Source organism: Saccharothrix sp. DSM 118769 (assembly GCF_052936295.1).
The window spans coordinates 1,762,615-1,783,221 of record NZ_CP193627.1; the positions used below are offsets into that span (position 1 = coordinate 1,762,615).

Annotated in this window: 19 protein-coding genes and 1 pseudogene; 10 read left to right on the top strand and 10 right to left on the bottom strand. The window is 73.9% G+C overall.

Annotation, left to right across the window (positions count from 1 at the left end):
* Window positions 1-42: 42 nt before the first annotated feature.
* Entirely contained in the window at window positions 43-1,194 is a 1,152-nt protein-coding gene (locus ACRAKJ_RS08485) for an acyl-CoA dehydrogenase family protein (protein ID WP_438921300.1), read from the bottom strand.
* Window positions 1,195-1,270: 76 nt separating this feature from the next.
* On the opposite strand from ACRAKJ_RS08485, the gene ACRAKJ_RS08490 reads away from it, so the two are divergent.
* Window positions 1,271-1,885, top strand: a complete 615-nt coding sequence (locus tag ACRAKJ_RS08490) for a TetR/AcrR family transcriptional regulator C-terminal domain-containing protein (RefSeq protein WP_438921301.1) — start codon at window positions 1,271-1,273, stop codon at window positions 1,883-1,885.
* A 20-nt stretch (window positions 1,886-1,905) separates the two neighbouring features.
* Here the strand turns inward: ACRAKJ_RS08490 and ACRAKJ_RS08495 are convergent, their stop codons facing one another.
* A complete protein-coding gene (locus ACRAKJ_RS08495) occupies window positions 1,906-2,274 on the bottom strand; it encodes a hypothetical protein (protein WP_438921302.1) in 369 nt (122 codons plus the stop codon).
* A 121-nt stretch (window positions 2,275-2,395) separates the two neighbouring features.
* Here ACRAKJ_RS08495 and ligD point away from each other — a divergent pair, with 121 nt between their 5' ends.
* Window positions 2,396-3,388, top strand: coding sequence for a non-homologous end-joining DNA ligase (gene ligD / locus ACRAKJ_RS08500; RefSeq protein ID WP_438921303.1), 993 nt, complete (start codon window positions 2,396-2,398; stop codon window positions 3,386-3,388).
* A 47-nt stretch (window positions 3,389-3,435) separates the two neighbouring features.
* Here the strand turns inward: ligD and ACRAKJ_RS08505 are convergent, their stop codons facing one another.
* Entirely contained in the window at window positions 3,436-3,741 is a 306-nt protein-coding gene (locus ACRAKJ_RS08505; protein ID WP_438921304.1) for a hypothetical protein, read from the bottom strand.
* A gap of 472 nt (window positions 3,742-4,213) precedes the next feature.
* On the opposite strand from ACRAKJ_RS08505, the gene ACRAKJ_RS08510 reads away from it, so the two are divergent.
* From ACRAKJ_RS08510 to ACRAKJ_RS08520, 3 genes are all read left to right on the top strand, one after another.
* Window positions 4,214-4,417, top strand: coding sequence for a hypothetical protein (locus tag ACRAKJ_RS08510; RefSeq protein WP_438921305.1), 204 nt, complete (start codon window positions 4,214-4,216; stop codon window positions 4,415-4,417).
* Window positions 4,418-4,532: 115 nt separating this feature from the next.
* Entirely contained in the window at window positions 4,533-7,304 is a 2,772-nt protein-coding gene (locus ACRAKJ_RS08515; RefSeq protein WP_438921306.1) for a glycosyl hydrolase, read from the top strand.
* Window positions 7,305-7,662: 358 nt separating this feature from the next.
* Window positions 7,663-8,343 (top strand): DUF6319 family protein, encoded by a 681-nt coding sequence (locus ACRAKJ_RS08520; protein ID WP_438921307.1) that lies wholly within the window; start codon window positions 7,663-7,665, stop codon window positions 8,341-8,343.
* A 370-nt stretch (window positions 8,344-8,713) separates the two neighbouring features.
* Here the strand turns inward: ACRAKJ_RS08520 and ACRAKJ_RS08525 are convergent, their stop codons facing one another.
* The gene (locus tag ACRAKJ_RS08525; RefSeq protein WP_438921308.1) at window positions 8,714-10,231 is read right to left on the bottom strand and encodes an alpha/beta fold hydrolase; all 1,518 of its coding nucleotides are present in this window, start codon (window positions 10,229-10,231) and stop codon (window positions 8,714-8,716) included.
* A gap of 501 nt (window positions 10,232-10,732) precedes the next feature.
* Between ACRAKJ_RS08525 and ACRAKJ_RS08530 the strand changes: the two genes are divergently transcribed.
* A complete protein-coding gene (locus ACRAKJ_RS08530; protein ID WP_438921309.1) occupies window positions 10,733-11,653 on the top strand; it encodes an EamA family transporter in 921 nt (306 codons plus the stop codon).
* 46 nt (window positions 11,654-11,699) lie between these two features.
* On the opposite strand, the gene ACRAKJ_RS08535 is transcribed toward ACRAKJ_RS08530, so the two are convergent.
* The 3 genes from ACRAKJ_RS08535 to ACRAKJ_RS08545 form a co-directional block, all read right to left on the bottom strand.
* Complete coding sequence (locus ACRAKJ_RS08535) at window positions 11,700-12,149, bottom strand: hypothetical protein (protein WP_438921310.1); 450 nt, start codon at window positions 12,147-12,149, stop codon at window positions 11,700-11,702.
* Between the two features lie 11 nt (window positions 12,150-12,160).
* Window positions 12,161-13,234: an ATP-dependent DNA ligase gene (locus ACRAKJ_RS08540; RefSeq protein ID WP_438921311.1), complete on the bottom strand. Its 1,074-nt coding sequence runs from the start codon at window positions 13,232-13,234 to the stop codon at window positions 12,161-12,163.
* A 151-nt stretch (window positions 13,235-13,385) separates the two neighbouring features.
* A complete protein-coding gene (locus ACRAKJ_RS08545) occupies window positions 13,386-14,129 on the bottom strand; it encodes a pyrimidine reductase family protein (protein ID WP_438921312.1) in 744 nt (247 codons plus the stop codon).
* A gap of 39 nt (window positions 14,130-14,168) precedes the next feature.
* Here ACRAKJ_RS08545 and zapE point away from each other — a divergent pair, with 39 nt between their 5' ends.
* From zapE to ACRAKJ_RS08565, 4 genes and pseudogenes are all read left to right on the top strand, one after another.
* Complete coding sequence (gene zapE, locus ACRAKJ_RS08550) at window positions 14,169-15,179, top strand: cell division protein ZapE (protein WP_438921313.1); 1,011 nt, start codon at window positions 14,169-14,171, stop codon at window positions 15,177-15,179.
* Between the two features lie 99 nt (window positions 15,180-15,278).
* Window positions 15,279-15,521 carry a DUF3040 domain-containing protein gene (locus ACRAKJ_RS08555; protein WP_438921314.1) on the top strand — a complete coding sequence of 81 codons (243 nt, stop codon included), beginning with the start codon at window positions 15,279-15,281 and terminating at the stop codon, window positions 15,519-15,521.
* Window positions 15,522-15,779: 258 nt separating this feature from the next.
* A pseudogene (locus tag ACRAKJ_RS08560) lies at window positions 15,780-16,187 on the top strand (ATP-binding cassette domain-containing protein); the annotation flags it as partial.
* A 516-nt stretch (window positions 16,188-16,703) separates the two neighbouring features.
* Entirely contained in the window at window positions 16,704-17,297 is a 594-nt protein-coding gene (locus ACRAKJ_RS08565; protein ID WP_438921326.1) for an ATP-binding cassette domain-containing protein, read from the top strand.
* 247 nt (window positions 17,298-17,544) lie between these two features.
* On the opposite strand, the gene ACRAKJ_RS08570 is transcribed toward ACRAKJ_RS08565, so the two are convergent.
* The 3 genes from ACRAKJ_RS08570 to ACRAKJ_RS08580 all read right to left on the bottom strand — a co-directional run bounded on the left by ACRAKJ_RS08570 (window position 17,545) and on the right by ACRAKJ_RS08580 (window position 20,546).
* Window positions 17,545-18,402, bottom strand: a complete 858-nt coding sequence (locus ACRAKJ_RS08570) for an NAD(P)H-hydrate dehydratase (protein ID WP_438921315.1) — start codon at window positions 18,400-18,402, stop codon at window positions 17,545-17,547.
* Window positions 18,380-19,084: a histidine phosphatase family protein gene (locus ACRAKJ_RS08575; protein WP_438921316.1), complete on the bottom strand. Its 705-nt coding sequence runs from the start codon at window positions 19,082-19,084 to the stop codon at window positions 18,380-18,382. The genes ACRAKJ_RS08570 and ACRAKJ_RS08575 overlap by 23 nt, the downstream gene beginning before the upstream one ends.
* Before the next feature lie 88 nt (window positions 19,085-19,172).
* On the bottom strand, window positions 19,173-20,546 hold the full coding sequence (locus ACRAKJ_RS08580; protein ID WP_438921317.1) for a DUF2252 domain-containing protein: 1,374 nt from the start codon (window positions 20,544-20,546) through the stop codon (window positions 19,173-19,175).
* Window positions 20,547-20,607: the final 61 nt, after the last annotated feature.

The window sequence follows — 20,607 nt, forward strand, 5'->3', positions numbered from 1 at the left end:
CCGCGAGCCGCGAGCCGCGGACCGCACATCGCGAGCCGCGGGCTACGTGAACGCGTTGACGCCGGTCAGCGCCCGGCCGATGAGCAACTTCTGGATCTGGCTGGTGCCCTCGTAGAGGGTGGTGACGCGGGTGTCGCGCAGGTACTTGCCGACGGGGTACTCGTCGACGTAGCCGTACCCGCCGAACACCTGGATGGCGTTGTTCGCGACGCGCACGGCGGCTTCGGAGGCGTACAGCTTCGCCATGGACGCCTCGGTGCGGAACGGTTCGCCGCGGTCGGCGAGGTCGGCGCAGCGCCAGGTGAGCAGGCGCGCGGCGTCGGTCTCGACGGCCATGTCGGCGAGCAGTTCCTGGACGAGCTGGAAGCCGGCGATGGGTTTGCCGAACTGCTCGCGTTCGCCGGCGTACTCCACGGCGGCCTCCAGGGCGCCGCGGGCCGCGCCGACGCACCCGGCGGCCACCGACATGCGGCCGCGGTCGAGGGCGGCCATGGCGAGCCTGAACCCGCCGCCGAGGTCGCCGAGGCGCGCGGAGTCGGGGACGCGGACGCCGTCGAGCGCGAGGGAGGCGGTGGCCTGGCCGCGCATGCCGAGCTTGCCGCGGATCTCGGTGGCGGTGAAGCCGGGTGTGCCGGTGGGGACGAGGAACGCGGTGATGCCGCGCGGTCCGGGACCACCCGTTCGTGCGAAGATCAGGGCGACGTCGGCCCAGGTGCCGTTGGTGATGAAGACCTTGGCGCCGGTGATGAGCCAGTCGTCGCCGGAGCGTTCGGCGCGGGTGGCGAGGGACGCGGCGTCGGAGCCGGTGCCGGGTTCGGTGAGGCCGAAGCAGCCGATCAGGCGCCCGGAGCACAGGCCGGGCAGCCACCGCTGTTTCTGCTCGTCGGAGCCGTGCTTGGCGATGGTCTTGCCGACGAGCCCGAGGGAGACGGAGATGATGCCGCGCACGGCCGAGTCGCCGCGGGCGACCTCTTCGAGGACGAGGCAGTACGCGAGGTTGTCGCCGCCGGAGCCGCCGTGCTCCTCGTCGACGCCGAGGCCGAGGAAGCCGACGTCGCCGAGGGCGGGCACGAGGTCGCGGTCGATGGCCTCGTCGCGGTCCCAGCGCGCGGCGTGCGGGACGATCCGCTCCTCGGTGAACCTGTGGGCCAGCTCCTGGAGCTGCCGGTGTTCGTCGGAGATGCGCAGATCCACCGGGACGACCTCCTAACCGAACGCTGTTAGGTTATCTAACCTAGGCGCGGACTCGACCACAGGCAAGGGGAGCGACATGCCGAGGAACCCGATCCTGAGTGCCTCGCGCATCCGGACCGTCGCCCTGCACATCATCGACCGCGACGGCCTCGACGGCCTGTCGATGCGCAAGCTGGCCGCTGAGCTGGGCGTTCAGGCCGCCTCGCTGTACGGGCACGTGGCCACGAAGGACGACCTGCTGCACGAGGTGGCCGCCGAGATCCTGTCCGGGGTCGACGTGTCCGGCTTCGAGGGCGGCGACTGGCGGCACGGCCTGGTCAGCGCGGCGCGCTCCTACCGGGCGGCGCTGGCGGCGCACCCGAACATCGTGCCGTTCCTCGCCTACGGCCCCGCGCACCGCGAGGCGTCGCTGCGGCGGCTGGACGTCGTGCACGGCGGCCTGGTGTCGGCCGGGTGGTCGCGGCGCGAGGCCACGATGATCGCCGCGTCCCTGATGTACCTGGTGTTCGGCGCGGCGCTCACCTCGTTCTCCAGCGGGTTCTCCGAGGACCAGGCGCTCTACCGCGACCGGTACCCGAACCTGGACAAGGCGCACCTGCTGCCGTCGGTGGCGCGGGAGCTGGACCACGACAGCTTCGAGCTGGCGCTGGAGGCGTTCGTCACCGGCCTGGCCGTGCGGGTGCCGGGCTGACGACCCCGTCGGGGGACCGGTCACGGGTCGTGGCGTTCCCGGCGCAGCGCGCAGCTGCGCCGCAGCTGGTCCTCCAGGTCCCGCAGCGCCCGGTCGAGGCCGGGCACGACGTCGGCGCCGACCAGCCCGCAGATCTCCGGTCCGGCCTCGTCGAGCGCGACCCGCACGTCGCCGAGCTTGCGGGCCATCGACTCGACCACGGCCGGGTCGACGCGCGGCTCGCGGGCGTCGTTCGCGGCGGCCAGCGCCCTCGTGGCGGCGACCAGGTCGACCACCCCGGCCCCGAAGAGGCTCCACCACCCGGAGCCCGGCAGGGCGAACCCCTCCGCGTCCCCGCCGGGCGCGTCCCCACCGAGCACGTCCTCGCCGGGCGCGTCGTCGTCGACCACGGGCGTACCCTCCCCCGGTGCGCTGCGCGTATCGATCAAGAACCCTAGCGCAGCGCCGTGACCGGGGGAGATCCGCGCGACGACTCCAACCCATCGGAGCAACACCGGTTAGGCTCGCCGCGTGGCCGAAGCGGTGGAACTCACGGTGGGCGAACGCGCGGTGCGGGTGTCGAACCCGAACAAGGTCTACTTCCCGGAGCGGGGGATCACCAAGCTCCAGGTCGTCGAGTACTACCTGGCGGTCGCCGAGCCGCTGCTGCGCGTGCTGCGGGACCGGCCGACCACGTTGAAGCGGTACGTCGACGGCGTCACCGGTGAGGCGTTCTACCAGAAGCGGCTGCCCAAGGGCGCGCCCGAGTGGGTGGGCACGGCGCGGGTGAGGTTCCCGTCGGGGCGGCCCGCGGACGAGGTGTGCCCCACGGAGCCCGCGGTGCTGGCGTGGGCGGCGAACCTCGGCACGTTCGACTTCCACCCGTGGCCCGTGCGGCGGGCCGACACCGACCGCCCCGACGAGCTGCGCGTCGACCTGGACCCGCAGCCGGGCACCGACTTCCGCGACGCCGTCGAGGTGGCGCTGGTGCTGCGCGAGGTCCTTGACGAGCTGGGCATGACCGGCTACCCGAAGACGTCGGGCGGGCGGGGCGTGCACGTCGCCGTCCGCGTCCGCCCGGAGTGGGACTTCGTGGACGTGCGGCACGCGGTGATCGCCCTGGCCCGCGAGGTGGAGCGGCGCGTGCCGGACCGGGCGACCACGTCGTGGTGGAAGGAGGAGCGCGGCGAGCGCGTGTTCCTCGACTTCAACCAGGCCGCCCGCGACCGCACCATCGCGTCCGCCTGGTCGGTCCGCGGCACGCCGCGCGCGACCGTGTCCACGCCGGTCACGTGGGAGCGGCTGTCCACCGTGGACCCGGACGACTTCGACGTGCTGACCGTGCCGGGGTACCTGGCCGAGCACGGCGACCCGCACGCCGGCCTTGACGGCGAGGCGTTCGGCCTGGAGGCGCTGCTCGACTGGTACGCGAACGACGAGCGGGGCGAGCTGCCCTACCCGCCGGACTACCCGAAGATGCCCGGCGAGCCGCCGCGCGTGCAGCCGTCGCGGAAGAAGGGTTAGAGCTGCGGAAACGGCGCGTGGCGGTCCTGTGTGGATGCCCGGCGGGGTCACGAACGGGTGGCGGCACCCTCACGGGCGACGAGGAGTTCGAGCTGCCGCGCCGTGTGCCGGGCGATCCGGGTCTGCTCGCGCAGGCTGCGGGCGATCGAGTTCAAGGTGGTGACGAACCAGATCAGGAACGCGAGGCCGATCAACGGGCCCGCGACCCACGAGACGACCAGCAGGTCGACTGCGGCGACGTCCACCCGGCCGTTCGCGATCAGCGTCGCGATCGCGACCAGTACGAGGAACCCGGCGGCGGCGAGCACGTACCGGAGCGGCTTCACGGTGCGGTCGTCGATCTTGGCGGGCATGGCTCCTCCTCGGGGTCGCCCGTACCTCGTGCGGGTCTCGGCGTGCGCTGCACCGTTGGGCGCGGGTCGGAACGCCGGCGACGGGGCCGGCCGATGATAACGGCTGGTGGTCGACGGAATTGTGGGCGGAAAGCGGGGGTGGTGCGATCTGGTGCCCCTTGCTGCTGCCGCCGCCTCCTTCGCCTCCGATTCTTTGTGTCGTCCCTGCGCATACCGGCTGTCGGAAAACCGTTGCCCCGATGAAGGGCTGATCGGGCGGTGAGCACCAAACCGGCCGACAAGGCGGTGCCGATGACGGCGATTGTTGTCGTGAGCAGGTCGGCACGGTGGAAACCTGTTCTTCCCGTTCGTTCCTCCGGGGTTGTGCGACGACCGCGCTGGTGCAACCGGCTGGTCCGGGCGCCGGATCGGCCGCGAACCCGCTGCTCTGCTCGTACCATGGGAGGAGCGCCGACACGAGGGAGGCAGGCCGATGACCCAGGCGTACGTGGTGCGGTTCGTCGGTGGTCCCCTCGACGGGAGGGTCGACTCCCACGCGCGCGCCCCCGAGGCGCCCAGGCCGACCGTCACCCACGTGCACCTGCACAGCGGTCCCAAGATCGTGCACCACTACGACCTCCAGTACGCCGTCGAGTACGGCTGCGAGTACCACCTGCGCGTCGAGGGCGGCTCGTAGCGGGCGGTTCTTGACAGGGTCAGAAGCCCTCACCCGTAGACATCCGGGCGATGTCCGGTTTACCGTTTGCGTGAGAGCGCTCTCACACTGCTGTGAGTCCCTGCTGGAGGTCCCTGTGCGTTCCATCCGACCCCACCTGGCGGCCGCCGCGGTCGCCGTGGCCGCGGTCGCCGCGATACCGCTCGCCCTGCCCGGGACGGCCAACGCCGTCACGGTCGGCGCGGGCAGCTACGCCGCCACCCGCCCCGCCGGCACCGTCGGCCCGTCCGACCAGAACGGCGCGCCCCTGACGCCCAAGGTCACCTCCCGGATGGCCGGCAAGCCGGTCCCGTCCAACGACTGGTGGTCCTCGCTGGTCTTCCAGCGCTACCCCGGCAACCCGTACTCCGAGAACATGTACGCCCACCCGCTGACGTTCCACGCGGCGGCGCAGGGCCTCGGCGTCGGCTACCCGACCAGCCCGAACATCACGCCCGACGGCCGGTTCTACGAGTTCATGCACACCGACGACCTGTTCGTCGGCGTCAGCGGCCTGAACGCGCCGCGCACCCAGGTCGACGGCTGGTCCGACTGGACGGTCAGTCCCCTGTGGACCGACGGGACGCGCACCCTGCGCACGACCATCGGCCACGGCTCGCCCTACGTCTACGCGGAGGCGACCGGCGGCGCGGCGCGCGTCGGGTTCAACGGCGCCACCACGATCTGGAGCAACACGGGCACCACGCTGGGCGTGTCGGTCAACGGCCGCGACTACGCCCTGTTCTCGCCGAGCGCCTGGAACGTCGTGGGCACCGCCGAGGCGACGTCGAACGCCGCGTTCTTCTCGGTGGCGGTCCTGCCGAGCCGCGACGCGCTGGGCCTGTTCCAGAAGTACGCGTTCTCGTTCGTCACGGACACGAAGGTCTCCTGGACCTACAACGCGGGCAGCGCCCAGCTCGTCGCCACCTACACGGCGACCACGACCGCCCGCCAGGGCACGCAGACCGGCACCCTCCAGGCGCTGTACCGGCACCAGTGGCTCACCTCGCCGGACGCCACCACCGCCTACCGCTACACCTCGCCGCGCGGCGAGATGCGGTTGCGCGAGGGCGCGTCGTTCACCACGCGCAGCGCGTTCAACGGCGTGCTGCCGGCCCTGCCCCTGTCGCCGTCGGCGGACCGGAACCGGCTGCGCGCCGAGATCGACCAGGAGCTGAACGCGGCCGACCCGTGGAAGGGCGCGAACGACACGTACTGGACCGGCAAGGCCCTGTGGCGGCTCGCCGCGCTGGCCCGCGTCGCCAACCAGATCGGCTACACCGCGGGCCGCGACCGGCTGATCACCCTGGTCCGCGACCGGCTCAGCGACTGGCTCACCGCGTCGCCGGGCGAGGCCGGCCGGCACTTCGCCTACGACTCGACGTGGGGCGCGCTCACCGGCTACCCGGCGGGCTACGGCACCGACGCCGAGCTGAACGACCACCACTTCCACTACGGCTACTACGTGCTGGCCGCCGCGATCGTCGCCCAGCACGACCAGGCGTGGGCGTCGGACGCCCGCTACGGCGGCATGGTGAAGCTGCTCGTCAAGGACGCCAACAACTACGACCGCGGCGAGACGCGGTTCCCGTTCCTGCGCAACTTCGACGCCTACGCGGGCCAGGGCTGGGCCTCGGGCCACGCGGGCTTCGCGCACGGCAACAACGAGGAGTCCTCGTCCGAGGGCATGATGTTCGCCACCGCCGCCGTGCTGTTCGGCCAGGCCACCGGTGACACCGCGATGCGCGACCTCGGCATCTACCTGCACACCACGCAGGAGACCGCGATCGCCCAGTACTGGTTCGACAAGGACAACGCGGTGTTCCCGGCGAACTTCCGGCACGACACCGTCGGCATGGTGTGGGGCGCGGGCGCCAGCTACAGCACGTGGTGGACCGCGAACCCGGAGGAGATCCACGGCATCAACATGCTGCCGATCACCGGCGGGTCGCTCTACCACGCCGACTACAAGGCCGACATCCTCCAGAACATCGCCGAGCTGCGGGCCAACAACGGCGGCACCGAGGTCGAGTGGAAGGACGTCATCACCCAGTTCCTGGCGCTGGCCGACCCGGCGCAGGCGCTCGCCCAGTACGGCTCCGGCCTGGAGCCGGAGAGCGGCGACTCCCGCGCCCACGCCTACCACTGGATCACCTCGCTCGACGCGTTCGGCACGCCCGACACGTCGGTGACGGCGAACGTGCCCACGCACGCCGTGCTGAGCAAGAACGGCGCGCGCACCTACGTCGCCTACAACGCCGGTGCGGCGGCGACCACCGTCACGTTCTCCGACGGCCAGTCGCTGAGCGTCCCGGCGTCGTCCACGGCGTGGCGCGGCCCGGCGGGCAGCGGCGTCGACTCCGGTTCCGGCGGCGTGACGCCCACGTCGACCACCACCACGTCGACGACCACGACCACCACGACGACCACCACCACGACGACCGCGCCGCCGACCAGCCGCGACGCGTTCTCCACCATCCAGGCCGAGTCCCACGACCAGCAGAACGGCCTGATCAAGGAGACCACCACCGACACCGGCGGCGGGCAGAACATCGCGGCCATCGCCAACGGCGACTGGGCGCTGTTCCGGGGCGTGGACTTCGGCAGCCGCACCGGCCGCCAGTTCTCCGCCCGGGTCGCCGGCGGCGCCGCCGGCGGTGTCAGCGGCCTGGTCGAGGTCCGCGTCGGCAGCCCCACCGCCACCCCGGTGGGCAGCTTCGCCATCGCCAACACCGGCGGCTGGCAGTCGTGGCGCACCGTGCCCGCCAACATCACCGGCCTCACCGGCCGCCAGGACGTCTACCTGACGTTCACCAGCGGCCAGCCCGCCGACTTCGTCAACGTCAACTGGATCACCTTCGGTTCCTAGTGCCCCACCGCCGCACCACGCCGGTCTCACCACCGGTGCGGTGCGGCGTCCACCCCGAGCAGCGGACGCGCCGGTTCCCCCGGCGACCACGACGCCGGGCGGCGGTCCACCCGCCGCCCGGCGTTCGTCCTTTGTGGACGTCGTCGCGCTGGCCGTGGCGCCCGTCGCGCCGCCCGCCGGCCGACCGGGAGCCCCGGGACGTGGCCGCCGGAGGTCGTGCCCGGCCCTTCCCCGCGGTCGGTGCCCGCGGCGAGTTCGTCGAGCGGGCGTGCGCACGACCGGCGGCTCGCGGGATTGTCGGTGCCGTAGGGCAAGCTTCACCCCGACAGGTCTTGTGCAAGTCGTGGAGGTAACCGAGATGGCGAAGCCGAAGAACTCGTTGTCCGAGGAGGACATCGGCTTTCTGCGCGGGGAGTTGGCCGCGGGTCGCCCGGCCCAGGTCTGGTTCACCTCCGCCGCGGTCGGCGTGGAAGCGGGGCGCTCGGCGAAGGTCGTGGCCTTCACCGACCCCGCCGAGGGCGACTTCATCCAGGTGCGGCCCACGGGGGAGAAGGACGACCTGTCGTTCTCGCCCGCCGAGCTGACCGTGGAGAAGCCCGCGCCGCGCAAGCGGACCGTGCCGGCGGCGAAGGAACCCGAACCGGCCGCGCCCGCCCCCGTCGAGCACATCTACACGCCCGCGCCGCCGCCCGCGAAGCCCAAGCCCGCGCCCGCGCCGCCGCCCCCGGCCGCCAAGCCCGCGGCCAAGCCGGCGGCGTCGCGCAAGCAGGCCAAGCCGGCCGAGGTGACGGTGACGCTGGTGTCGACGGCCGAGGGCGAGTGGACGGTCGACGTGCAGTGGGGCGCTAAGCGGACGCTCAAGGCGGCGCCCGTGGCGGCGTCCGCGGTGGCCGCGGCGGCGAAGCTGCTGCCCGCCGAGGTCGACGAGGCGGTCGACAGCGTGCTCACCGCGGCGCGGGAACGCCACCTCGCCCGCGTCGAGCAGCTCCGCGCGGAACTGGAGGCCGCGCAACGCGCGCTGGACGAACTCACGGGCTGATGAACACGTATTGCAACATAATGATGATTGGCGTTCCGCGATCGGGTGAGGGTACTTCCCACGCCCAGCGGTAGGGCGGACGGTGGGGGCGACCTACGTTCGGTCCGGATGTCCGCGTTCGATCACGGGGAGGCCACCATGACAGTCGAGATCACGACGGCCGAGCAGGTCCGGCTCGACGGGTGCGGCTGCTGCACCGGGTGCACGGGTCCCGGCTGCGGCTGCTGTTCGAGCTGTTAGACCTCGTCGGTCGCCCCGGTCCCGGCCGCCCCGGCGCGCCGGGACCGGGGACACCTCCGCCACCCGGTCCCGGGTCCTCCCGCGCCCCCGGTTCCTCCTGCGCTCCCGGGTCCTGCCGCGCGGTCGCCGATCAGGGCGGGCAGACCGTGCCGGACGTCGGGACCTTCGCGTCCACCAGGAAGTCCCGCGCCGCCGTCGTCGCGCACGACGAGTTGCCCAGCGCGCCGTGCCCCGCGCCCTGCCAGCCGATGAGCACGCCCGCCGGCAGCGCCTGCGCCGCGCGCTCGCCACCCGCCGCCGGTGTCACCGGGTCGGCGGCCGACGTGAGCACCACGACCGGGGGAGCCCCGACGAGCTTCGGCACCGTCGCCGGCTGCGGCACCGGGAACGGGCCGCAGGTGAGCAGCTTCCGGGCGAAGTAGGCGCCGAACAGCGGGTGCTTGTCGCGCCAGTCCTCGGTCAGCCCCGCCACCCGCTCGGGCGGGATGCGGGTCGCCGTGTCGTTGCAGCCCGTGACGATGCCGGCGTCCAACCGCGGCGGGTTGTCGGCGGAGTCCAGCAGCACCGGCTCGACGAACGCCGTCAGCTTCGCGCCGTCACCGTCCTCCGCCGCCACCAGCGCGTCGGCCAGCGCGGGCCACCGCGAGCGGTCCGCGAGACCCGCCAGCACGGCCACCGTCGCGGTGCCCGGCGTCAGGTCGACGTCCTCACCGCGGATCGGGGCGTCGCGCAACGTCCCCAGCAGGGCGGTGAACCGGTCCTTCGCCGACGCGCCCAACGGGCAGCCGCGCACCGCGCAGTCGTCCTGGAACGCGGTGAACGCCGCCTCGGCCGCCACCGCGCGCGCCTCGGTCACGCCCTGCACGTCCAGCGTCGGGTCCGGCGCGCCGTCGAACACCATCCGGCCGATCCGGTCCGGGAAGCGGCTCGCGTACAGGGTCAGCACCTTCGAGCCGTCGCCGACGCCGATCGCGTTGAGGTGCGGCACGCCCAGCGCCTCGCGCAACTGCTCCAGGTCGGCCGACGCGCGCCACGAGTCGACCGCCGGCAGCCGGTTCTCCAGGTCGAGCACGCACTCCTGGCTGGCCCGGCCGATGGCCTCCAGCAGGTCGTCCTGCGTCTCCTCGGCCGGGTCGGACTCGACGATCCCGGCCCGCGCCGCCTCCGGCACGCACTGCACGCCGTCGGACTGCCCGGTGCCGCGCCGGTCCACGCCGATCAGCGTGAACGTGCTCAGCAGGTCCGCCGGCAGCGACGCGGCCAGCCGCGCCGCCTTCAGGCTGCCCGGCTCGCCCTCGGCGTCACCGACCACCACCAGCGGGCTGCCGCCCGTGCCGACGCGCAGCAGCCCCAGGCCGAGGCTGCCCCGACCGGGCCGGTTCGGCGCGTCGAGGCGGACGGTCAGCTGCGCGCACTCGTACTCCTGGCCGCCGGCGGGGGCCGTGTCGCCCATCCGGTCGCGGACCGTGTCCGTGCAGCCGCTCCACGACAGGCCGACCTCGTCGCCCTCGGCGAGCGGAGGCACCTCGCGGGGACCGGAGGGGACCACGACGGGCGACTCGTCGCCGCCGTCGCCGTGCACGGCGATCACGGGTCTCGTCGACGGGCCCGCGCTGCACGCGGCCAGCGCGCTCAGAGCCACCAGCATCAAGGCGGCGTGACGCCGACGCGGCACAGCGGTCCCTCGCTCTCTCCCAACAGCGTTGGCCCAGCCTCACACAGTCCAGGTGAGACTTCGGTGAGCGGGAGTGTCGGTGGTGGCCGGCAAGATGAAAAGCAGGGGACCCCCTGGCGGGGACCCCTGCGCAGCGTGCGGCGTCGCTACCCTGCCGGGCGGGCTGCCGGGCGACCCAGCCGGGCGGGGTATCGCGCGCGGACGGACAACTGTGGTCTGGCGGGCAGCGAGGGCGGGCGCTGCGGCACGCGGGTGGGCGCTGTGGTCTGGCGGGCGCTGCGGCACGCGGGCGGACGCTGTGGCTCGGCGGGCGCTGTGGTCCGGCGGGCGCTGTGGTCCGGCGGCGCTCCGTGTCGTCTGGCGGCGGTCCGTGGAGGGCGGCGCGGGGGAGTGGCCCCGCCTGCGCGGCACCGGTGAGACGTGGGTCACCGGGAGGCGTCCGCTGTGCGGGTCGTGGGACGACCGGCGTGCAGGATGGACCCCGTGGTGATGGTGCACGTCGAGGGCCTTCCGGAACGCCGCTACGACCGCCCCGGCCCGTTCGCGGCCGCGGCGCGGGCTTTCAGGGCGGTGCCGCCGCCCGCGCTGGTGCTGCTGGGCGTCGTCAGCGTGCAGGTGGGCGCGGCGGTCGCGAAGCAGTTGTTCAGCCTGGTCGGGGCCTCGGGCACGGTGACGCTGCGGCTCGTCCTCGCCTCCGCCGTGCTGCTGCTGGTGTGGCGGCCCTCGCTGCGGATGGACGCGCGCACCTGGCTCGTCGTCGCCGGCTACGGCCTCGTGCTGGGCGCGATGAACCTCACCTTCTACCAGTCGATCAAGCACATCCCGCTGGGCGCGGCCGTCACGATCGAGTTCCTCGGGCCGCTGGCGGTGGCCGTGCTCGGCTCGCGCCGGTGGCTGGACGGCCTGTGGGCGCTGCTCGCGGCGGCCGGGGTGCTGCTGCTGACCAGGGTCGACGGCGGCCTCGCGCTGCCCGGCGTGCTGTTCGCGCTGTGCGCGGCGGCGTGCTGGGCCGGGTACATCCTGATGGCGGCGGCCCTGGGCAGCCGCACGTCCGACGGCGGCGGCCTCGCGCTGGCGATGGTGTTCGGCTCGGCGCTCGTGCTGCCGTTCGGCGTGGCCGAGGCGGGCACGGCGCTGCTCGACCCGGTGGTGCTGCTCGCGGGGGCCGCGGTGGCGCTGCTGTCCTCGGTGATCCCCTACTCGCTGGAGCTGGAGGCGCTGCGCAGCATCCCGCCGCGCGTGTTCGGCATCCTGATGAGCCTGGAACCGGCGGTCGCCGCGCTGGCCGGTCTGGTGGTGCTCCACGAGGCCCTGCACCCCGCGCAGTGGGTCGCGGTGTTCTGCGTGGTCCTCGCGTCGGTCGGGGCCACCTGCACGGCGAGACCGGACGTGTAGCGGGGGCGCCGAGCGACGTGGCCGCGTGCGGACTTCCCGGAGGAGGTCAGGGCCGCTCGGGCGGGGACTTCGCGGGTTCCTCCACGCCGAGCGTGCCGTCGAGCAGCTCCCCGCCGCGCTTCTCGAACTCCGCGGCGTAGGCGGCCGAGTACCGGCGGTACGCGCCGAGCACGTCGTCGCCCGCCGCGACCTCGGCGCGGAACTCGTCGCGCATCAGCCGCACCGCGTTCACGTCGTTGCGGCGCTTGCGGCTGTGCAGGTACGGCTTGAACGTCACGTTCAGCCCGCCCACGACGGCCGCCGCGAGCAGCAGCACCTTGCCGAGCACCGTCTCCGACGAGGTGAACCCCACCGCCAGCACGGCGGGCACCAGGATCAGCACGACCGTGTAGGCCATGCCGGTGCTGCGGTGCACCACCCGCCACAGCGACAGCCGCTTGCAGTCGCGCAGCATCCGGTCGTCCAGCTCCTGGACCAGCTTCTCCACGTCCCCCACGACCGAGCAGGTTACGCGGGTCGCACCTCGCCGCGCAGCACCGATTCGACGTCGTAGCGGGCGGGCTGCTCCAGCTGGTCGTAGCCGCACGAGCCGGGTTCGCGGTCGGGCCGCCACCGCCGGAACTGGCCGTTGTGCCGCAGCCTCGCGGGCGCCGCGCCCTCGGTCTGCGAGTAGGCGATCTCCAGGACGCGTTCCGGGCGCAGCGGCACCCACTCGGCGTGCTTGCCGCGCCACCGGTTGACCTCGCCGGGCAGGCGGCGGCCGTCCGGCTCCACCAGCCACGGGTGGTCGTCGGAGGTGATCAGCCCGGCCAGCTCCCCGGCCAGCTCGCGCCGCTCGGCGGCCTTGAACGAGCCGACGACGCCCACGTGGTGCAGCACGCCCGCCGCGTCGTGCAGGCCGAGCAGCAGCGAACCGACGGCGGTGCCGGGCTCGGTGCCCTTGTGCCAGCGCAGGCCGGCGACGACGCACTCGGCGGTGCGCTGGTGCTTGACCTTGACCATGACGCGCCTGCCCGGTTCGTACGCGGCGTCGGCGGGCTTGCCGATCACCCCGTCCAGGCCCGCGCCCTCGAACAGGCCGAACCACTCCAGGGCCAGCGACACGTCGGTCGTCGCGGGCGTGAGGAACAGCCCGTCGCCGGGCGTGACCAGGGCTTCGAGGCGGGCACGGCGGGCGGTGGTCGGCTCCTCCAGCAGCACGTCGTCGCCGAGCGCGAGCAGGTCGAACGCCACGAACCCGGCGGGCGTGCTCCCGGAGAGCAGGGCGACGCGGCTGGCCGCCGGGTGGATGCGCTCGGTCAGCGCGTCGAAGTCGAGCTTGCCGTCCTTGGCGACGACGAGTTCGCCGTCCACCACGACCCGCGGCGGCAGGGTGCGCCGCAGCGCCGCCTCGACCTCGGGGAAGTAGCGGTTGAGCGGCTTGCCGCTGCGCGACTGGAGCAGCACCTCGTCCCCGTCGCGGAACACCAGGACGCGGTAGCCGTCCCACTTGGGTTCGAACACCAGGTCCGAGCCGGTCGGGATCTCGTCCACCGCGTTGGCCAGCATCGGCTGCACGGGAGGGGTCAGCGGGAGCGCCACGCGGCCATCCTGCCCCGTCGACCGGTCCCGGCGCACGCGTTCCCGCGCACGACCGCCCCCGGCGCCGGCCGGTCGCAGGCGGTGGCCCGATTGCCGGCGGTGGCCCGGTAGCCGGCGGTGGGCCGGTTGCCGGCGGTGGCCCGGTCCGGGGTCACGCGCGGGCCCGGCGGTAGCGCAGCAGCAGCGCGCTGTCGGCGTGCAGCACCGACGCCAGCTCCAGCGACCGCGGCGCCTCCGGGAGGGGACCGCGGGCGATGCGCCCCGCGTCGCCGCCGGCGAGCAGCGGCGAGAACGTCACGCACAGCACGTCCACCAGGTCCGCGGCGACCAGCGAGCCGAACAGGGCGGGCCCGCCCTCGCAGTCGACGCGGCGCAGCCCCCGCTCGTCCAGCGCCCGCAGCGCCGCGGCCGGGTCCACCGACGACCCGCCCGCGACCACCACATCCGCGCCCGCGTCGGCCAGCGCCTCCCGCCGTTCCCGGGGCGCCGACTCGGCGGTCAGCACGATCGTCGGCACGACGGTGTCCGCGACCAGCGGCGACGACGGCTCGACCGAGCACCGCGCGGTCACCACCGCGATCGGCGGCACCGGCGACAGGCCCAGCCGGGACCGCCGCCCCGCGCGCACCTCGGTGGCCTTCACCCCGTGGTAGCCCTCGGCGCGGGCCGTGCCGGCGCCCACCAGCACCACGTCGCACAGGTCGCGGCCCAGCGTGAACACCTTCTTGTCCGCGGCGTTGCCCAGCGCCCGGGACCGGCCGTCGACCGACACCGCCCCGTCCACGCTGGACACGAAGTTGACCTGCACGAACGGCCGGTCGAGGTCCTCCGGGTAGTCGTAGAGCCGTTCCAGTTCGGCGTCGGTGATCTCGTCCTCGCGTGGTGGCCACAACATCCGCACCGCCACATCCCAGCACGCCGTTAGGCTTCGGGCATGTCCGCCCCGCCGCGCCTGTCCGACCGAACCCCGCACGTCGAGGCGGACGAGCTGGTGGGGTCGATGGTCCCGCCGCCGAGGTTCGACGGCGTGCGCTTCGACACCTACCTCCCCAACCCCGACGAGCCCAGCCAGGCCGAGGCCGTCACCGCGTGCCGCGAGTTCGCCGAACGGGTCTCCGCGGGCGGGGGCCGCGGCTGGCTCGGGTCGCTGTTCAAGCGGTCGCAGCCGGACGACGCCAAGCCCGGCCTCTACCTCGACGGCGGGTTCGGCGTCGGCAAGACCCACCTGCTCGCCTCCACCTGGCACGCCGTGCCCGGCCCCAAGGCGTACGGCACGTTCGTCGAGCTGACCAACCTCGTCGGCGCCCTCGGGTTCCCGGAGACGGTGGCGCGGCTGTCCGGCCACCGGCTGCTCGCGATCGACGAGTTCGAGCTGGACGACCCGGGCGACACCATGCTGGTGACGCGCCTGATCAAGGAGCTGACCGCGGCGGGCGTGTCGGTCGCGGCCACCTCCAACACGCTGCCGGACAAGCTCGGCGAGGGCCGGTTCGCCGCCGCCGACTTCCTGCGCGAGATCCAGTCCATGTCCGCGAGGTTCACCGTGGTCCGCGTCGACGGCCCCGACTACCGGCACCGCGGCCTGCCCGACGCGCCGCCCCCGATGAGCGACGAGGAACTGGTCGCGAAGGCCGAGGGCACCCCCGGGAGCACGCTCGACGACTTCGGCGACCTGTGCGCGGCGCTGGCGCGCATCCACCCGTCGAGCTACGGCCGGCTCGTCGACGGCGTCACCGCCGTGCACCTGCGGGGCGTGCGGCCCGCGCCCGACCAGGCCGTCGCGCTGCGCCTGGTGGCCCTCGGCGACCGCCTCTACGACCGGGACATCCCGGTGGCCGTGTCCGGCGAGCCGCTGCCCGAGCTGTTCACCGCCGAGATGCTGCGCGGCGGGTACCGCAAGAAGTACCTGCGGGCGGTGTCGCGGCTCGTCGCCCTCTCCCGGTGATCACCACCCCTGACCAGGCTTGATAGCCCGAACGGAGAGGGCACGGACTCCGTTCGGGGCTGGTTTTGCGGGTATCGCGCCGGGTATCCACTGCTCGTGATGAGCGAAGCGGAACGCCGCACCCTCAGCGAGATCGAGTCCAGACTCATGGTCGAGGAGCCGGCCCTGGCCACCGCCCTCGTCGCCGGGAAACCCCGGCACCCCGTGCTCAGCTACGCCCTGGTGGCCGTGTTCGCGGGCCTCGGCGTGCTGCTGCTGACCCTCGGTTCCTACGGGCCGGCGCTCGCGTCGCTCGGCTTCGGCTCCGTCCTGCTGCTGATGAAGGGCTACACCTGGCGGTAGCCCTGCGCCGACGACCGGCCTGGCGACGCTCATCCGCCCGCGGCCGGTCGCCGCGTCACCCCGCACCACCCCCCGCGGTCGCGTTCCCGGTCACAAAAGGGACGCCGACCTGAAACCCGCTGGCTCCGGGCGCCGTTCATCACCGACCATGCCCCCGTGGGATACCTGGACGCCAACGGCCTCGCCTTCCGACTGCCCGACGGCCGCGAACTGTTCCGCGACGTGTCGTTCAAGGTCGGGGGCACCGACGTGGTCGCCCTCGTGGGCGCCAACGGCGTCGGCAAGACGACCCTGCTGCGCATCCTCTCGGGTGAGCTGAGCCCGACCGCCGGCAGCGTCCGCGTGCAGGGCGGCCTGGGCGTGATGCCCCAGTTCGTCGGCTCCGTGCGCGACGGCTCGCTGGTGCGCGACCTGCTGCTCGCCGCCTCCCCGAAACCCCTGCGCGACGCCGCCGCCGAGCTGGACGCCGTCGAGCTGGCCCTGATGGAGACCGACGACGAGCCCACCCAGATGCGCTACGCCGACGCGCTCACCGCGTGGGGCGAGGCCGGCGGCTACGACGCCGAGGTGCTGTGGGACACGGTCACGGTCGCCGCGCTCGGCGTGCCGTTCGACCGGGCCCGGTTCCGCGAGGTGCGCACCCTGTCCGGCGGCGAGCAGAAGCGGCTGGTGCTGGAGGCGCTGCTGCGCGGCCCCGAGCAGGTGCTGCTGCTCGACGAGCCGGACAACTACCTCGACGTGCCGGGCAAGCGGTGGCTGGAGGAGCGGCTGCGCTCCGCCGGCAAGGCCGTGCTGCTGGTCAGCCACGACCGCGAGCTGCTCGACGTGGCCGCGACCGTCGTCGTCACCGTCGAGGCGCACTCGGCGTGGACGCACCCCGGGTCGTTCGGCACCTGGCACGCCGCCCGCGCCGCCCGCATCGCGCGCCTCGCCGAGCAGCACCGCCGGTGGGAGGAGGAGCACGAGCGGCTGCGCGACCTCGTCCGCACCCTCCAGGTGCAGGCGAAGATCAGCGAGGTCATGGCCGCGAAGTACCGCGTGCAGCGGGCGAAGCTGGAGCGGTACGAGGAGGCCGGGCCGCCGCCCGAGCTGCCCACCGACGAGAGGGTCGCGCCCCGGCTGCGCGGCGGGCGCACCGGCGTGCGCGCGATCACGTGCGAGGACCTGGAGCTGACCGGGCTGATGAAGCCGTTCTCGGTCGAGCTGTTCTACGCCGACCGGGTGGCCGTGCTCGGGTCGAACGGGTCGGGCAAGAGCCACTTCCTGCGGCTGCTCGGCGGCGGCGACGTCGCGCACACCGGCGCGTTCCGGCTGGGCGCGCGGGTCGTGCCCGGCCTGTTCGCGCAGACCCACCAGCACCCCGAGTGGATCGGCCGCACCCTCGTGGACCTGCTGTGGCACGGCGAGGACGGGCGCGCGGGCCGCGACCGGGGCGCGGCGATGGCCGTGCTCAGCCGGTACGGCCTGGGCAAGCAGGGCGACCAGCGGTTCGAGACGCTGTCCGGCGGTCAGCAGGCGCGGTTCCAGGTGCTGCTGCTGGAGCTGTCCGGCGCCACCCTGCTGCTGCTCGACGAGCCGACCGACAACCTCGACCTGAACTCGGCCGAGGCGCTCCAGGACGCCCTGGAGGGGTTCTCGGGCACCGTCGTGGCCGTCACCCACGACCGCTGGTTCGCCCGCACCTTCGACCGCTTCCTCCTGTTCCGCTCGGACGGCGAGGTCGTCGAGGTGCCCGAGCCGGTGTGGGACGAGACCCGCGTCAACCGCGCCCGCTGACCCCGCGAGAGTCCAACCTCCAGGCCCCGAGAGTCCAACGCCCGAGCCTCGAGAGTCCAACGCCCAAGACCCCTGAGTTCTACGTCCAGGCACCGCGCGCCTTCCCGCGGAGCGCGGCCGAACGCAGAACTCAAGGGTCCTGGACGTAGAACTCACGAGGTCTGGGTGTTGGACTCTCGGGACCTGGGCGTTGGACTCTCGGGACCTGAGGGTTGGACTCTCGGGGTCTGAGGGTTGGACTCTCGGGTCAGCGGGAGCGGAGTTCGACCAGGACCTGCGGCACCTCGTCGAGCAGTTCGCGGGCCAGCATGCCGGTCAGGCCGGTGCGCGGCACGAGCCGCTGGCCCGCCATGGCGTGCACGTGACCGGCCCAGCAGGTGGCGCGGGCCAGGTCGTCGTCCCGGGCCAGCAGGCCGCCGACGAGGCCGGCCAGCACGTCGCCGCTGCCGGACGTGCCCAGGCCGACGTGGCCGGTGGCGTCCTGCCACACCCGGCCGTCCGGCGCGGCCACCACGCCCATCAGGTTGACCACGGCGTCGTGCCGGTCGGCGATGGCGACGGCGGTCTTCACGTGGTCGTCCACGTCGTCGGTGCCCAGCAGGTAGCGGGCCTCCACGGTGTTCGGGGTGAGCACCATCCGGCCGCGCACCGGGTCGCCCAGCTCGGGGTGCGTGCCCAGCGCGCCCAGCGCGAACGCGTCGAGCACCACCGGCCCGCGCGCGGCGGGCAGCAGCCGCTCCAGCAGGGCCGCCGTCTCGTCCGCGTCGACCAGGCCGGGGCCGACGACCAGGGACGCGGCGTCGCCGACGAGGTCGCCCAGCACGTCGGCGGCCTCCCGCGACACCGCGCCCGACGCCGTCTCCGGCAGGCCCACGACCATCGCCTCCGGCACGGCCAGCCCCAGGCCGGACGCGTGCCGGTCGGCGGTCGCGAGCTGGAGGGTGCCCGCGCCGGTGCGCAGCGCCGCGATCCCGCTCAGCAGCACCGCCCCGGGCACCCGCCGCGACCCGCCGACCACCAGCACGGTGCCGTCGTCCTCGTGCTCGGGCAGCCACTCGCGCAGCAGCGCGGACGTGATGGGCTCAGGCCGATCGGGTGGTCGCATCCTCGGTCTCCGTGGGCTCGGCTCCGTGCTCGACCAGGTGGTCGGCGTCGAACTCCCTCTCCAGTACCCACGGACCGCCGTCCCGACGCCACGAGGTCAGCGACCCGTTGGGCACCGTGGAGTTGTGCGCGTAGGCCAGCATGTCCCGCTCCGGCAGGCCCTCCAGCAGGTAGCGCAGCAGGAACGGGGTGATCTCGTGCGCGAACAGCAGCACGCGCGCCCCGTCGAGGTCGCGCAGCAGCGAGCGCAGCCGCAGCGTCACGTCCGCCCACGACTCGCCGCCCGGCGGCCGGTAGTAGAACTTGCCGAGCCTGCGCTTGCGGACCACCTCGTCCGGGTACCGCACGGCGACGCCGTGCGTGGTGAGCAGGTCCAGCACGCCCAGCTCGCGGTCGCGCAGCCGTTCGTCGACGAGCATCCTCGGGTGCCCGCGCAGGGCGTGCTGGGCGGTGTCGACGGCCCGCCGGTAGGGGGAGGCCACCACCACGTCCGGCCACTGCTCGCGGGGCATCGCGGCGAACCAGCGGCCCAGCGCCCGGCCCTGCCGCTCGCCCTCCTCCGACAGCGGCACGTCCGCGTCGCGCTGCCGGACGTCGATGACCTCGTGCCCGCCGGACTCGGCCGCCTCGCGGGCCACGTTGCCGGTGCTCTCGCCGTGCCTGATCACTCCGAGCCAGTCCACCCGCCCGAACTTAGCCGTCCGGCGGGCGCGCGGCACCCCGGGCGGCACCCCGGGCGGCACTCCACGCGGCACCCGGGCGGGCCCGGGGTCAGGCGACCTCGGCGGGCAGCCGCCCGGACCGGACCGCGCGGACCAGCTCCTCGTGGTCGGCGCACGTCCGGTCGGCGTAGTCCAGCGCGTAGCGGGCGATGGCGTCGTCCAGCCCGTCGCCGCCCGCGCAGTAGCCGGCGAGCAGCCGGGGGTCGACGGAGCGGGTGTGCGCGCGGGCCAGCAGCGCGCCCGCCAGCCGGCCGTAGTCGTCCAGGTCGTCGCGCTTGAGGGTGGTCGCGTCGATCTCGCCCTTGCGGTTGCGGAACTGCCGCACGATGTAGGGCCGGCCCTCGATGGTGGTCCAGCCGAGCAGGATGTCGGTCTCGGCCTGCACGAGCCGCGCGCCGTGCACGATCCGCTTGCCCTCGTGCTTGACCGGCGCGGTGTTCAGGAAGGGCGCCAGCGCGGACGGCCGGGCCTCCTTGGCCTGGAGCACCAGCGCCTCGTCGCCGTTGCCGCGCAGCAGCACCAGGTAGTTGCGCAGGCCCACGCTGCCCGTGCCGACCACGCGGAACGCCACGTCGGCCACGCCGTAGCGCATGATCAGGTCGTAGCGGGACTCGCGCAGGGTGTCCACGTAGGACGGCAGCGCGTCGACCACGGCCCGCTCGGTGGCGGGCGTGACGCGGGTCAGCACGGGCGGGTCGGCGACGAACCGCCAGTGCTCGCCCTCCCGGCGGGTCCACTTCGCGGCCACCCGGGCGCTGGTGTTGCGGCGCGCCCTGGACGCGGCCCTGGTGAAGTGGTCGAGCAGGTCGTCGGCCTTGGTCTTGGACAGCGCCGACTCGTCGCCCAGCGCGCTCCACGACTCCAGGAACGGCAGGGTGGCCAGGTGCCGCAGGGCGCTGCGGTAGGCGTTCACGGCGTCCTCGGCGGCGTCGCGGCAGCCCTTCTCCGACACGCCGCCCTCGCGGCCCGCGAGCACGAGCGAGGTGGCCAGCCGCTTGAGGTCCCACTCCCACGGGCCGGGCAGCGTCTCGTCGAAGTCGTTGACGTCCATCACGATGGCGCCCTCGGGCGTGCCGTAGAGCCCGAAGTTCGCGGCGTGCGCGTCGCCGCACAGCTGGGCGTCGAGGCCGGTGCGCGCGCCGGCCGCGAGGTCGCCCGCCATCAGGCCCGCGCTGCCCCGGAAGAACGCGAACGGGGAGGCGAGCATCCGGCCGACCCGCAGCGGCACCAGCTCGGGCAGCCTGCCCTCGTTGGAGGCGTCGACGTACTCGACGACGGACGGCCGGTCGTGCGCGAGGAGCACCTCGCGGTGCGCCTCGTGGCTCACCGCGGCGCGCAGCTCGCGACCGCGGGCCAGCACCTCCTCGGGGTCCACCCACCGGCCCAGAGCTTCGGCCGCCTCGGCCCGCTTCCGTTCACCCATGTGGGTAATGATGCGCGTCGGGGCCGGCGGATACACCGGCCGCCACACGTCTGTGACCTGG